This window comes from Pseudomonas sp. PDM31, from assembly GCF_019218965.1.
GTDB lineage: Bacteria > Pseudomonadota > Gammaproteobacteria > Pseudomonadales > Pseudomonadaceae > Aquipseudomonas.
Genome location: NZ_JAHUWS010000001.1, coordinates 1 through 14,277, shown reverse-complemented (window position 1 = coordinate 14,277; position 14,277 = coordinate 1). Strand labels below are relative to the sequence as shown.

Below are 14,277 nucleotides of genomic sequence, written 5' to 3'. Positions count from 1 at the left end.
GTTTTTTAACGTTGTTCTCAGTCGATTGATTCCAGGCGTAGCGCATCCCCCAGTAAACCCAAGGCCGTAGCGAGGTCGTGATCGCCGCCAAAGGTATGACTCAAGCGCAAATGCTGGGTGTACAAACCCTGCAGACTGAACAGTTCACCCGGCGCTATCACCACTTGATGAGCGACCAGACGCTGGAACACCCGGCGCAGGTTCACCTTGCGCAGCGAGTGCGCCCAGATCGTCGCGCCACCCTGAGGCTCGACCAATTGCAGGGCGTCGCCCAGGCGCTCGTGCAATAACTGGATCATTTGCCCCTTGCGCTCCTTGAGCAGGCGCCGCAACACCAGCAGGTGCTGATCGATACGTCCGTTGCTGTACAGGCGTGCAATGGCTTTCTGGCGAATCGGTGACAAGCGGAATGAGCGCAAGAGAAAATGTCGCTGCAACTCGGTGTTCAAATGCCGCGAAAGCAGATACCCGTAGGGCGCTTCCGGGCCGATGAATTTTTCGAAGGTGGAAAACACCATCAATCGCTCGGGCGCCAGCAGATCGCGAAAGCGCATGGTGTCGGCTTCGAAGCCAAGTTCGCCGTGACAGTCATTCTCCAGTACCCAGCTGTCGTAGCGCTCCAGCAAGCGAGCGATGGCCCGACGGTTAGCGTCCGGCGCCAGGCTGCCATGGGGCATGTTCAACCCCGACGAAACCATCACCAGCCGCACAGGTTCAGTGTCCAGCAGCTCCTTGAGTCGATCGGAATCCAGGCTGCCATCTGCCTGCAATGGCAGCTCGATCACCCGCACGCAAGACGCTTGAAACAATCGCAGTATGGTCCAGTCGCACGGGGATTCGACCACCACGGTGGCATCCTTGAGACTGAGCACTGTGATCAGTATTTCCAGCACGCCGCGAAGGTCTGCGCCGATATAGACATTATCGGCATGCCAGCAGCGCACCGGCGAAGTGGTATAGCGCGCGGCCAGCGCCGTACGCAGTTCCAGCTCGCCACAAGGCTGCGCGCAGGGCTGCGGGTGGCGCGGGTATTGGCGCAGCAACTCTCTTTCCATGAGCAGCAAGGGGCTGTCGAGCGGCTGTAACAACGCCGGCTCATCGGCGCTCAAAACCAGCATGCCCGGACGCCTGGTACTGACATAAACGGTTTCGAGCAGATCGTTGCCGCTGTGCAGCAGGTTGATCGACGACACCGGCAATGCGTAATAACCGGATTTTGCCACCGAATAGACGCGCCCTTCTTTCTCCAGCAATGAATAGGCATATTGAATGGTCGAAATCGATACATTCAGGCGATCCGCCAGGCTGCGCAGCGACGGCAAACGCGCGCCAGAGTCGCCCACCGATTCGTTGATCAGACTGGTCAGGTATCGGTACACCGCCTGATAGGCAAAATCGGTTTCTCTCAGGTTTTTCATGGGCGCAGGCCGAACACAAAATCAGTCAGTCGACGCACGCTCAATGACCCGCTGACCATTCATCCACCACCGCGGCACCAGCAGCATCATCGGCATGACCCGAGCCCGTGGTGCTCTGCACAGCGTCCGCCAGCCGAAACACCGGCCCCATGCGATAAAGCCTGGCAATCATACTGAGGGGTAAACCGCTGACATCGACCATCCATTGCGTGATCTGTTCGGCGACCGGTTCCCCCTGCAGGGCCCGATGCAGATCAGGCATGGCCACCAGCATGCCCGGATGGCATTGACGCAGAAAACGCTCAAGTCCCGCAGCGTTGTTGGCAAAAGGTGAAAATAGCAGGCACACCAGCTGCGCCTCACTCAGGCCAAAGTTCAGCTGTACCTGCACGGCGATCCGCCCGCGCTGCTCAGCCAACTGCACCGGGCTGCCAAATGCCGCCATGGCCTGCTGGCACAAACGCTCCGGTAGCCGCTTGCGGCGAATCATCACCAGGACGCGTTGCAGATACTCGGCGACCCCGAGCGCATAACTGCGACCTTGAACGTATTGCGCGTGCAACCCATGCAGGTGCACCGAAATCGCCAGGCTAACGTGCTCGCTGTCACGCAGTTGTGCCTCCAGTTCGTCGACCTGACAGCCAAGAAACTCTGTCATCAGCGGCCAGCGTTCTTCCAGGTTGCTGACCAGGATGTCGTGAATATCAACGCAAGTCGTGCGACGACACAGTTCAAACTTATCACCCGGTCGCCACATCGCCTGGCCTTGCTCGCCGTAGAAAGCCTGAAAACAGTCGCTGCCCAGCTCATCGAGCAGCGTGAACAAGCCTTCGTAGTCGGCTGCGCCAGGTTCAGACGTGGTAATCCCGGCCCTGGCGGCAGCACGTCTGAGGCCCTCGATAAAATACTTCTGCTGACGTGGTGTATCGCCACTGATCAGGGCGTCGACACCGCCCTCCCACCGCGAGATCTGCCCGTAGAACTCGCCAGTGGCCAGATACCCCCCATCCCACAGATCAAGCGGCTCGTCCCAGGCCCGGCGATGCCCGACCAACAGCAGATTCAAGCGATTGGATTCGCGCCCGGCATCAGACATGGGGGTCAGGTGACAGAAAGGTAAAACCTCTCGGTCATCCACCATCAGCACCTCCACTCGCGGGTCGTCATAGATAAACAGTGCGCTGTGGGTGCGATGCATGTTGTCCACCGTCGCCGGGGTCACTCCATTCAAGCGCAAGGAAGCGATGCGCAACTTGAACGTTGCTGGCGACCGGGTGGCGATAGCCAGTTGCGCGGCGCGCAGCAACGCCAGTCTGTAGCAACTGTCTCGGGACCCCGTCTGAATCGCCAGTACCTTGAAGTCGCCGATGTGCCGCATGCCCCCCGCCGCTACCCCCAGACGCTGTATCAACAATTGCAATGCCGTACGTTCGGCTCGGGAGAAAAAACCCAGCAATCGTTGCAACACTTGTTGGTAGACGTAGTTCATCGCTTGATCATGAATGCTGCTCATCTTTATTTACCTGGTACTCGTGAATTCGATATCGCGCAAACAGCGACAGGCAAACGGAGCCTGTACGGTCTGGGTCATGGACATTATTACCAAATGCTAACACTTGAATTTTCTGGCAATCATTCCAGGCGTGCGAAGTTCGCCCGCCCTCTAGCCTCCGGTAAAAGCCCGAAGTGCCAGAAGGACAGGCCCTGCAGCGGTTTTATTGAAGGTCCTAGGAAATGTCCGACAGCGTCCCACAGACATTTAGCACATGAAATAAAGAAAGAAGCCGTGGTTGTCTTTGCGGTTATTACGTAACAACGCACTACTTCTGAAACATGCACCCATAATGCAAATTGATAAGCATCAGCCTGACAAACAGACATGACTCGTTCCTTGAGATGAAAGTAATCATTCAATTATCAGGGCTTAATGGCTGATTAGAAGCTACAGATTGAGAGCAAAAACCAGTTCAGTTGCTGAATCGGTCCAGCCGCAGGGCTGTGGGGGTGTTGTTGGCGGGGGTAAAGCGGCTTGTACTTGCAGGAGCGAGCATGCTCGCTCCTGCAGATGACGGCATCCGTGCGGGATTACGCCGGTTCGACCTCAAGGGCGACCCGTTCGCGGCATGGGCATTCGTCCATGTAGCGGTGTGCTTCGACAAACTGGGCAAAGGGGAAGACCCGAGTCTTGAGCGGCAGCAGAACGCGATCGGCGGTCATCTGGTTGATGTCGCGCAACGCACGCTGCAGTGCCGCCTGATCCTGGACGATGCCCAGTTCAGGTTTGCCGGTGAAGTTGCCGATGCAGTGCACGAAGAACTGAATGTTCTTCTGGAACGCTGCACAGGCCGGGAATGGCGTCTGGTTGCCACCTTGCAAGCCGTACAGCACCAGGCTGCCGCGTGGTGCCAGCACATCACCGAGCAAGGACATCTGCGGGCCGCCCAGGCCATCGAACACCACGTCCACACCACGGTTGTCGGTGATTTTGTTGACCCGCATCAGCAGATCTTCTTCCTCGGTAACGATGACTTTCTCGGCACCCAGCGCCAGCAGGTTTTCCCGCTCGTCCGCGCTTTTGGTGGCGGCAATCACGCGAATACCCATTGCCTTGCCCAGCTGTACAAAAGAAGGTCCGGCGCAGTGACTGGCATCAGTGACCAGGGCAAATTGCCCGGGTTTGACCCGCGCCAGATCGGTATAAGCGAAATAGGCGATCAACAGCGGCGTGTAATGCACGCTCGCTTCGATCGGGCTCAGGATGTCCGGGTAGCGGGTCAGTGCCGAACGCGGCAAGACAATCTGCTCGCCATAGACCGGATAATCGTTGGGGCTCTCGGCCGGGAAACTGGCGACCTTGTCACCCACTGCCAGGTCATCGACGCCGTCACCGACCGCGGTCACGATACCGGCCATTTCCTGGCCAAGGCCGGAAGGCAGGCGTGCGTGGGACGGGGCCAGATTCTGCCGCCAGAGGGTGTCGTACCAACTGATGCCAATGGCTTCGACGCGCACCTGCACTTCACCCGGTGCAGGCTGAGCGGCCGCATGCTCTTCGCATTTGAGCACCTCGGCTGGACCAAACTTGTGAAAACGGATCGTGCGGGACATCGCAAACCTCGCCAATTGAACCTCTAATGCCATGAACTCTAGCCGGGCTTTTACCCCAACACTATCTGTGGCTATTGATAGTCGACATGCCTGTCATTGATTCCGCAACCGCAGCGACATCACCCTGAACCGCAGCCGACCTGCACGGCCTGTGCAGGAAATCTGAATTACCCGTGCAGAGTACCAGCCTTTGCCCGTAATATTCCTGCTGGCCATTGTTCTCATATGGCCGCTCACGTCAAGTTTGCTGACTCTGCCAGGACTCCAGATGAATCGTAATGACCTGCGTCGTGTCGACCTGAACCTGTTGATCGTATTCGAAACCTTGATGCACGAACGCAGCGTGACCCGCGCTGCGGAAAAACTGTTCCTCGGCCAGCCAGCGATCAGTGCGGCGCTTTCGCGCTTGCGCGGTCTGTTCGACGATCCGTTGTTCGTGCGCACCGGTCGCAGCATGGAGCCGTCTGCCCGGGCGATCGAGATCTTCGCCCTGCTCTCTCCGGCACTGGACTCGATTTCCACGGCGGTGAGCCGCGCCGCCGAATTCGATCCGGCCACCAGCACCGCGGTGTTCCGCATCGGCCTGTCGGACGACGTCGAATTCGCCTTGTTGCCCATGCTGCTCAAACGCCTGCGCGCCGAATCACCGGGGATTGTCCTGGTGGTACGGCGGGTCAACTACATCCTGATGCCGGGATTGCTCGCCTCCGGGGAGATTTCCATCGGCGTCAGCTACACCACCGACCTGCCGGCAAACGCCAAGCGCAAAGTGCTGCGCCGCAGCCAGCCCAAGCTGTTGCGCGCTGACACCGTGCCGGGGCCGTTGAGCCTGGATGATTACTGCGCACGACCTCATGCGCTGGTTTCCTTCGCCGGCGACCTCAGCGGCTTTATCGATGAAGAGCTGGAAAAGCTGGGGCGCAAGCGGCATGTGGTGTTGGCGGTGCCGCAGTTCAATGGGTTGAGCACCCTGCTTGCCGGTACTGACATTGTCGCTACCGTGCCTGATTACACCGCAGATGCGCTGACGGCCGCAGGCGGTGTGCGGGCGGAAGATCCGCCGTTGCCAGTGCGCAGTTTTGAATTGCACATGGCCTGGCGTGGCTCTCAGGATAACGATCCGGGGGAGCGTTGGTTGAGGTCGCGGATTCAGATGTTTTTTGGGGATCCGGACAGTCTGGCCTGATCCAGATATTTTGTTGAGGCCGATGGCGTCTTCGCGGGCAAGCCCGCTCCCACATTTGATTTGTGTGCCCCCTGTGGGAGCGGGCTTGCTTTCGAAGAAAGCAATTCACTCCAGAGCCGAAACATTGCATATATGCAAACCCACAACTGCCATCAAACAGATTGATTTCCTGCTGACACAAGGCGCAGCCTAGAGAGCTGAGCAGCCCTCTCATATCATTCCGAATGATAGTTACCTTCGCCCCGTTCGATTCGTCCGATACAACCCCGCCGCGCATCATTCGCCAATCTCAACACATTGGCGGATTCATCCATGGAACAGTCACTCAAACATTTGCGCATCCCGTTGGCTCTGTTGGCCATAGCGGTGCTGAGCGCCTGCGGCAAGGCTCCGGAGTCCGCCGCTACACCGCCTGCAGCCAAGGTCAGCGTAGCCAGGGTGCTGGAGCAACCGGTCAACGAGTGGGACGAGTTCACCGGACGCCTTGAAGCTCCGGAAACCGTCGAGATTCGTCCACGGGTCTCCGGGCAGATCGATGAAGTGGGGTTCACCGAAGGCGCCCTGGTCAAGAAAGGCGACTTGCTGTTCCAGATCGACCCGCGTCCGTTCCAGGCCGAGGTCCGCCGCCTCGAAGCCCTGGTCGCGCAGTCCCGTGCCAATGCCACCCGCAGCGAAAACGAAGCCCAGCGTGGCGAACGCCTGCGCACCAGCAACGCCATCTCCGCTGAACTCGCCGACTCGCGCACCAGCGCCGCACAGGAAGCCCGCGCCGCCGTCGGCGCTCTGCAAGCGCAGCTGGACCTGGCGAAATTGAACCTGAGCTTTACCCGCGTCACTGCGCCTATCAGCGGTCGTGTCAGCCGCGCTGAAATCACCGCCGGCAACCTGGTGACCGCCGACACCACCCCGCTGACCAGCGTGGTCTCCACCGACAAGGTCTACGCCTACTTCGATGCCGACGAGCGCGTGTTCCTCAAGTACACCCAGCTCGCCCGCCAGGGCAAACGCGGCGCCACCACCCCGGTGTACATGGGCCTGTCCAATGAAGACGGCAATCCGCACCTGGGCCAGATGAACTTCATCGACAATCAGGTCAACCCGAAAACCGGCACCATCCGCGGTCGCGCCGTATTCGACAACAGCGACGGCAGCTACACCCCCGGCCTGTATGCACGCCTGAAGCTGGTCGGCAGCGGCACCTACTCCGCGGTGCTGATCAACGACGAAGCGGTCGGTACCGATCTTGGCAAGAAGTTCGTGCTGGTGATGGATGCCGACAACAAGACCGCCTACCGCGCGGTGGAACTGGGTCCGAAAATCGAAGGCTTGCGCATCGTGCGCAGCGGCCTGAACAAGGACGACACGGTCATCGTCAAGGGCTTGCAGCGGGTGCGTCCGGGTTCACCGGTCAGCCCTGAAGTGATTCCGATGGCCAGCGAACAGACCCTCGCGGCCCTCGCACAACAACGACAAGCGCTGGAAGCCAGCAACCTGCCCCAAGTCGCGCCTGCCAGGGTCGCGCCGGGTACGGCTGTGAAACTGGCTGCCACGACCCCACGCGGTTAAGGGAACTCGACGATGAATTTTTCCCAATTCTTCATTTCTCGGCCGATCTTCGCAGCGGTACTGTCGCTGCTGATCCTGATCGCCGGTGCCATCTCGCTGTTCCAGTTGCCGATCAGCGAATACCCCGAAGTGGTACCGCCGACCGTGGTGGTGCGCGCCAACTTCCCGGGTGCCAACCCGAAAGTCATCGGTGAAACCGTGGCCGCGCCACTGGAGCAAGCCATCACCGGCGTCGAGAACATGCTGTACATGTCCTCGCAGTCGACCGCCGACGGCAAGATCACCCTGACCATCACCTTTGCCCTGGGCACCGACCTGGACAACGCCCAGGTTCAGGTGCAGAACCGCGTGACCCGCACCGAGCCGAAACTTCCCGAGGAAGTGACACGCATCGGTATCACCGTGGACAAGGCGTCGCCCGACCTGACCATGGTGGTGCACTTGACCTCGCCGGACAAACGCTACGACATGCTCTACCTGTCCAACTACGCCTTGCTCAACATCAAGGATGAGCTGGCGCGCCTGGGCGGTGTCGGTGATGTACAGCTATTCGGCATGGGTGACTACTCGCTGCGGGTGTGGCTCGATCCGAACAAGACCGCTTCACGCAACCTGACCGCCACTGATGTGGTCACCGCGATTCGCGAACAGAACCGTCAGGTGGCGGCCGGTGCCTTGGGTGCGCCTCCTGCACCGAATGCCACGGCCTTCCAGTTGTCGGTCAACACCCAGGGCCGCCTGGTGTCCGAGGAAGAGTTCGAGAACATCATCATTCGTTCTGGCGACAACGGTGAAATCACTCGCCTCAAAGACATTGCCCGGGTTGAACTGGGCTCCAGCCAGTACGCCCTGCGTTCGTTGCTGAACAACCAGCCGGCGGTGGCGATCCCGATCTTCCAGCGCCCGGGTTCCAACGCGATCGAGATCTCCAATGAAGTCCGGGCAAAAATGGCCGAACTGAAGAAGAGCTTTCCCGAAGGCATGGACTTCAGCATCGTCTATGACCCGACGATCTTCGTGCGCGGCTCCATTGAGGCGGTGGTTCACACCCTGTTCGAAGCGCTGATTCTCGTGGTTCTGGTGGTGATCCTGTTCCTGCAGACCTGGCGCGCCTCGATCATCCCGTTGGTGGCGGTGCCGGTTTCGCTGATCGGTACGTTCGCGGTGATGCACCTGTTCGGCTTCTCACTTAACGCCTTGTCCCTGTTCGGCCTCGTGTTGGCCATCGGTATCGTGGTGGACGACGCCATCGTGGTGGTGGAGAACGTCGAACGCAACATCGAGCTGGGGCTGACCCCGGTGGAAGCCACCAAGCGTGCCATGCGCGAGGTGACCGGCCCCATCATCGCCACGGCGCTGGTGCTCTGCGCGGTATTCGTACCCGCGGCCTTCATCTCGGGCCTGACAGGTCAGTTCTACAAGCAATTTGCCCTGACCATTGCCATCTCGACGGTGATCTCGGCCTTCAACTCCCTGACCCTGTCGCCAGCGCTGGCCGCCGTGTTGCTCAAGGGCCATGACGCGCCCAAGGATCGTTTCTCCAGGGTCCTGGACAAGCTCTTCGGTGGCTGGTTGTTCCGCCCGTTCAACCGTTTCTTTGAAAAAGCCAGCCATGGTTATGTCGGCACCGTTGCCCGTGTGATCCGCTCAAGCGGCATCGCCCTGCTGCTGTACGCAGGCCTCATGGTCCTGACCTTCTTCGGCTTCTCCAGCACCCCGACCGGTTTCGTACCCGGCCAGGACAAGCAATACCTGGTGGCCTTCGCGCAGTTGCCGGATGCCTCGAGCCTGGATCGTACCGAAGACGTGATCAAGCGCATGTCCGAGCTGGCCCTGAAACAGCCTGGCGTGGAAAGTGCGGTGGCCTTCCCCGGCCTGTCGATCAACGGCTTCACCAACAGCCCGAACGCCGGCATCGTGTTCGTAACGCTCAAACCGTTCGACGAGCGTAAAGACCCGAGCATGTCTGCCGGGGCGATTGCCGGTGCGTTGAACGGCCAGTACGGCGAGATTCAGGAAGCCTACATGGCGATCTTCCCGCCCCCGCCGGTACAAGGCCTGGGCACCATCGGTGGTTTCCGCCTGCAGATCGAGGACCGGGGCAACCTGGGCTACGAAGAGCTGTACAAGGAAACCATGAACATCATCAACAAGAGCCACAACGTGCCGGAACTTGCCGGCCTGTTCACCAGCTACACCGTGAACGTGCCCCAGGTCGATGCCGCTATCGACCGGGAAAAAGCCAAGACCCACGGAGTGGCCGTCAGCGACATCTTCGACACCCTGCAGATCTACCTGGGTTCGCTGTATGCCAACGACTTCAACCGCTTCGGGCGCACCTATCAGGTCAACGTGCAGGCCGAGCAGCAATTCCGTCTTGAATCCGACCAGATCGGCCAGCTCAAGGTGCGCAACAACAAAGGCGAGATGATCCCGCTGGCGACCTTCATCAAGGTCAGCGACACCTCGGGCCCGGACCGCGTGATGCACTACAACGGCTTCATCACCGCCGAAATCAACGGTGCGGCCGCCCCGGGCTACAGCTCCGGCCAGGCCGAGAAAGCCATCGAGAAACTGCTCAAGGAAGAACTGCCCAACGGCATGACCTACGAATGGACCGACCTGACCTACCAGCAGATCCTGTCCGGCAACACTGCGCTGTTCGTGTTCCCGCTCTGTGTGCTGCTGGCGTTCCTGGTGCTGGCGGCCCAGTACGAAAGCTGGAGCCTGCCGCTGGCGGTGATCCTGATCGTACCGATGACATTGCTGTCGGCGATTACCGGGGTGATTGCCTCCGGTGGCGACAACAACATCTTCACCCAGATCGGCCTGATCGTATTGGTAGGGCTTGCCTGCAAGAACGCGATCCTGATCGTCGAGTTCGCAAAGGACAAACAGCTGGAAGGCATGAACCCGCTGGCGGCGGTCCTGGAAGCGTGCCGCCTGCGTCTGCGGCCGATCCTGATGACCTCCTTCGCCTTCATCATGGGTGTGGTACCCCTGGTGTTCTCCAGCGGTGCCGGTGCCGAAATGCGTCACGCCATGGGTGTGGCGGTGTTCTCCGGGATGCTCGGGGTGACTTTCTTCGGCCTGTTGCTGACCCCGGTGTTCTACGTGTTGATTCGTAACTTTGTCGAGCGGGGTCAAGCGCGCAAGGCAGCCAGGGCCACTTTGAAGCTGGAGTCGCAACAATGACGTTGAAAGCCTTCCTGCCGAGCCTGCTGGTGCTGGCCCTGAGTGCCTGCGCCGTCGGCCCGGACTATAAGACTCCGACCACCGAGGCGGCCCATATCACGGCCGCCACCGATGGCGCCGCCGGCCAGAAGAACTTCGACCGCTCGCGTTTCGAAGGCATCTGGTGGCAGCAGTTCGATGACCCGACCCTCAACCAGCTGGTGACGCAATCGCTGGCCGGCAACCGAGATTTGCGCGTCGCCTTCGCTCGCTGGAAAGCGGCACGGGCGATTCGTGATGACGTCAGCAATGACGCCATGCCGACCATCACCAGCCGTGCGAGCAGTGACCTGGGCAAAGGTCAGATTCCCGGGGAAACCACCGATCGGGTGAATATCGAGCGCTATGACCTGGGCCTGGACATGGCCTGGGAAATCGATCTGTTTGGCCGGATCCAGCGCAACCTGGAATCGGCCAACGCCGAGCAGCAAGCTGTCGAAGCGGACCTGTACCAACTGCAAGTGAGCATGATTGCCGAACTGGTGGACTCCTACGGTCAACTGCGCGGTGCACAACTGCGGGAAAAAATCGCCTTGGCCAACCTGCAGAACCAGCAGGAGTCGCGCAAGATCACCATCAACCTGCGTGACGCAGGCGTCGGCGATCAGCTCGATGTCGAGCGCGCCGATGCGCGTCTGGCCTCGGTCGAAGCCAGCGTGCCGCAATTGCAGGCCGAGCAGGTGCGCCAGAAAAACCGCATCGCCACCCTGCTGGGCGAACGCCCGGACAAGCTCAGCGTCGACCTGAGTCCGAAAGACTTGCCGGCAATTGCCAAGGCCCTGCCGATCGGCGACCCGGGCGAACTGCTGCAACGGCGTCCGGACATCCTCAGCGCCGAACGCAAACTGGCCTCGGCCACGGCGCGCATCGGGGTAGCCAAGGCCGATCTGTTCCCGCGGGTCAGCCTCAGCGGCTTCCTTGGCTTTACTGCCGGGCGCGGTTCGCAGATCGGCTCCTCGGCGGCCAACGCCTGGGCGCTGGGCCCGAGCATTACCTGGGCGGCGTTTGACCTGGGCAGTGTGAAGGCCCGTTTGCGCGGTGCCGACGCCGATGCCGAAGGCGCCCTGGCGACCTACGAGCAGCAAGTGCTGCTGGCCCTGGAAGAATCGGAGAACGCCTTCAGCGACTACGGCAAACGCCAACAGCGGCTGATTTCGCTGATTCGCCAGAGTGAGTCCAGCCGCTCGGCGGCGAATCTGGCGGAGATTCGCTACCGCGAAGGCACAGCGGACTTCCTCGTGCTGCTCGACGCGCAGCGTGAACGCCTGGCCGCCGAAGACACCCAGGCCCAGGCCGAAGTCGACCTGTATCGCGGCATCGTCGCGATTTACAAGGCCCTCGGTGGTGGCTGGCAGCCGGAGACCGTCGCCAGCAGCTGATACGGTTTTTAAAGCGCTCCTTTGGTTGGCCGCAACCAACCAATTTCCTTGCCCCGCGTCTCATTCGGTCGCGGGGCTTTTTTTGCCTGCGTATTTTCAGCCCTACCGCAATTTTCCTGGTGCGCACCGGACCTGTGGCGAGGGGGCTTGCCCCCGCTGGGCTGCAAAGCAGCCCCAGGATTTCTGCACCGCCAACGATTTTGTGAGTGCTGCGCACTCAATCGGGGGCAAGCCCCCTCGCCACAGCAAGCCCCCCTTGCCACAAGGTTGGCCGCAACCAACCATTTTCCTTGCCCCGCGTCTCATTCGGTCGCGGGGCTTTTTTTGCCTGCGTGTTTTCAGCCCTACCACAATTTTCCTGGTGCACACCGGACCTGTGGCGAGGGGGCTTGCCCCCGCTGGGCTGCAAAGCAGCGCCGTAATTTCTGCAGCATTAAGATTTTGTGAGTGCTGCGCACTCAATCGGGGGCAAGCCCCCTCGCCACAGCAAGCCCCCCTTGCCACAAGGTTGGCCGCAACCAACCAATTTCCTTGCCCCGCGTCTCATTCGGTCGCGGGGCTTTTTTTGCCTGCGTGTTTACAGCCCTACCACAATTTTCCTTGTGCACACCGGACCTGTGGCGAGGGGGCTTGCCCCCGCTGGGCTGCAAAGCAGCGCCGTAATTTCTGCAGCATTAAGATTTTGTGAGTGCTGCGCACTCAATCGGGGGCAAGCCCCCTCGCCACAGAAAGCCCCCTCACCACAGCAAGCCCCTTTACCACAAGGTTGGCCGCAGCCAACCATTTTCCTTGCCCCGCGTCTCATTCGGTCGCGGGGCTTTTTTTGCCTGCGTGTTTTCAGCCCTACCACAATTTCCCTTGTGCACACCGGACCTGTGGCGAGGGGGCTTGCCCCCGCTAGGCTGCAAAGCAGCGCCGAAATTTCTGCAGCATTAAGATTTTGTGAGTGCTGCGCACTCAATCGGGGGCAAGCCCCCTCGCCACAGAAAGCCCCCTCACCACAGCAAGCCCCCCTCACCGCAGCAAGCCCGCTCGCCACGAGGCTCGCTTCTACAGGGAGGGTCAGGGGTGATCTTGGGGTTTGTGGTTTTCCAGGACCGTTACTGTGGCCGTCGTCCCGGCCCGCAACTTGTCCTTGCCGGCGTAATCGGCGTCGATCTGTATCCGCACAGGCACCCGTTGCGCCAGTTTGACCCAGGTGTAGCTGGGATTGATGCTGGCCAACAGCCGTCCACCGGGCAGGTTTTCCCGGTCAGCGATGGCGAAGGCGATGCTTTGCACCGTGCCACCAAAGGTCTCACCGCTCATCAATTCGATTTTAACCCGGTCGCCCTCTTCGATCCGCGGCAGCTTGGTTTCTTCAAAATAACCACTTACATAAAACGAGGCGCTGTCCACCAGCGCCAGCAAGGGACTACCTGCCGTGGCGTAATCGCCCTGACGGGTCAGCAGGTTGGTGACAAAACCACTGACCGGGGATACGACCCGGGTACGCTGCAAATTGAGTTCAGTCTGGGTCAATGCCGCGACGGCCAGTTGCACATTGGCCTGGGCCAGAATCAGGTTGGCCTGGTTGCGCAACAAATCGGCCTGGGCGACCGTCACGTCGGTGTGGGCTTTTTCCCATTCTTCCCCGGAAATCGCCGAACGATCCTTGAGGGTGCGTCGTCGTTGCTCCTCGCTCTGGCGTTGCCTGAGCAGCGCTTCACTGGCGGCAATGTTCGCCTCGGCCTGCCCCAGCGAGGCTTTCGCTACTTCCACGGAGCGCTTGGCATGCTCCACGGCCAGCGTGTAGCGCGCCGGGTCAATCGCCAGCAAAACCTGGCCTTTTTCTACATGCTGGTTGTCCTGCACGCTCAGGCTGACGATGCGCCCCGTGACATCGGCGGACAAGGTCACCACATCGGCACGCACCCGCGCATCACGGGTCCAGGGCGCGCGGGTGTAATGCTCCCAGGCGAACCAGCCAAGGACCAACGCCAGCACCACCACGGCCACCGTCGAGAATCGGGAAAGGATATTCTTCAAGGCCTCAGGCTCCCATCAGCAGAATCAACGAGGCGCAGACGCAGACGTACAACGCGCCTTCGAACAGCGCCTCATGCCAGACGAACTGCAGTACACCGAAACGCCGCAAGACCCAGTCCAGCAGCAGGAAAACCGGCAAGCCCAGCAACAATGCCTGGGCAATCGGCGGGAGATAGACGCCTCCAATCTCCAGGTCAATGGGCAAGGGCAGTCACTCCTTCAACAGATCCGTGTCTAGTCCTGAAATAGGTTTACACCTGTTTCAGTCTCAAAACGCCCGATGCACCGCATCGGGCGTTTTGTATTTCAAGGCCAGATGTGGCCGCTCCGCGTTGTAGATCAGCACTGATTCATCAAC

Annotated in this window: 9 protein-coding genes; 4 read left to right on the top strand and 5 right to left on the bottom strand. The window is 60.3% G+C overall.

What is annotated here, in order from left to right; translation table 11 throughout:
* Window positions 1-17 precede the first annotated feature (17 nt).
* From KW839_RS00045 to KW839_RS00035, 3 genes are all read right to left on the bottom strand, one after another.
* On the bottom strand, window positions 18-1,418 hold the full coding sequence (locus KW839_RS00045) for a PLP-dependent aminotransferase family protein (RefSeq protein WP_218422976.1): 1,401 nt from the start codon (window positions 1,416-1,418) through the stop codon (window positions 18-20).
* A 40-nt stretch (window positions 1,419-1,458) separates the two neighbouring features.
* Window positions 1,459-2,931: a hypothetical protein gene (locus tag KW839_RS00040; RefSeq protein ID WP_256352435.1), complete on the bottom strand. Its 1,473-nt coding sequence runs from the start codon at window positions 2,929-2,931 to the stop codon at window positions 1,459-1,461.
* Between the two features lie 572 nt (window positions 2,932-3,503).
* Window positions 3,504-4,526, bottom strand: a complete 1,023-nt coding sequence (locus tag KW839_RS00035; protein WP_060542038.1) for a zinc-dependent alcohol dehydrogenase family protein — start codon at window positions 4,524-4,526, stop codon at window positions 3,504-3,506.
* A gap of 268 nt (window positions 4,527-4,794) precedes the next feature.
* On the opposite strand from KW839_RS00035, the gene KW839_RS00030 reads away from it, so the two are divergent.
* The 4 genes from KW839_RS00030 to KW839_RS00015 all read left to right on the top strand — a co-directional run bounded on the left by KW839_RS00030 (window position 4,795) and on the right by KW839_RS00015 (window position 11,891).
* The gene (locus tag KW839_RS00030) at window positions 4,795-5,712 is read left to right on the top strand and encodes a LysR family transcriptional regulator (protein ID WP_060542037.1); all 918 of its coding nucleotides are present in this window, start codon (window positions 4,795-4,797) and stop codon (window positions 5,710-5,712) included.
* A gap of 312 nt (window positions 5,713-6,024) precedes the next feature.
* Window positions 6,025-7,278, top strand: a complete 1,254-nt coding sequence (gene mexE / locus KW839_RS00025) for a multidrug efflux RND transporter periplasmic adaptor subunit MexE (RefSeq protein ID WP_218422975.1) — start codon at window positions 6,025-6,027, stop codon at window positions 7,276-7,278.
* Between the two features lie 12 nt (window positions 7,279-7,290).
* Complete coding sequence (locus KW839_RS00020; protein ID WP_218422974.1) at window positions 7,291-10,473, top strand: efflux RND transporter permease subunit; 3,183 nt, start codon at window positions 7,291-7,293, stop codon at window positions 10,471-10,473.
* Window positions 10,470-11,891 (top strand): efflux transporter outer membrane subunit, encoded by a 1,422-nt coding sequence (locus KW839_RS00015; RefSeq protein ID WP_218422973.1) that lies wholly within the window; start codon window positions 10,470-10,472, stop codon window positions 11,889-11,891. Before KW839_RS00020 ends, KW839_RS00015 begins: the two co-directional genes overlap by 4 nt.
* A gap of 1,062 nt (window positions 11,892-12,953) precedes the next feature.
* On the opposite strand, the gene KW839_RS00010 is transcribed toward KW839_RS00015, so the two are convergent.
* A complete protein-coding gene (locus tag KW839_RS00010; RefSeq protein ID WP_218422972.1) occupies window positions 12,954-13,919 on the bottom strand; it encodes an HlyD family secretion protein in 966 nt (321 codons plus the stop codon).
* 4 nt (window positions 13,920-13,923) lie between these two features.
* Window positions 13,924-14,124: a DUF1656 domain-containing protein gene (locus KW839_RS00005; protein WP_060542032.1), complete on the bottom strand. Its 201-nt coding sequence runs from the start codon at window positions 14,122-14,124 to the stop codon at window positions 13,924-13,926.
* Window positions 14,125-14,277: the final 153 nt, after the last annotated feature.

Bases quoted from the DNA above. Each gene is read 5' to 3' on its own strand.
- KW839_RS00045 (WP_218422976.1), bottom strand. From the start codon at position 1,418: ATGAAAAACCTGAGAGAAACCGATTTTGCCTATCAGGCGGTGTACCGA.
- KW839_RS00040 (WP_256352435.1), bottom strand. From the start codon at position 2,931: ATGAGCAGCATTCATGATCAAGCGATGAACTACGTCTACCAACAAGTG.
- KW839_RS00035 (WP_060542038.1), bottom strand. From the start codon at position 4,526: ATGTCCCGCACGATCCGTTTTCACAAGTTTGGTCCAGCCGAGGTGCTC.
- KW839_RS00030 (WP_060542037.1), top strand. From the start codon at position 4,795: ATGAATCGTAATGACCTGCGTCGTGTCGACCTGAACCTGTTGATCGTA.
- mexE (WP_218422975.1), top strand. From the start codon at position 6,025: ATGGAACAGTCACTCAAACATTTGCGCATCCCGTTGGCTCTGTTGGCC.
- KW839_RS00020 (WP_218422974.1), top strand. From the start codon at position 7,291: ATGAATTTTTCCCAATTCTTCATTTCTCGGCCGATCTTCGCAGCGGTA.
- KW839_RS00015 (WP_218422973.1), top strand. From the start codon at position 10,470: ATGACGTTGAAAGCCTTCCTGCCGAGCCTGCTGGTGCTGGCCCTGAGT.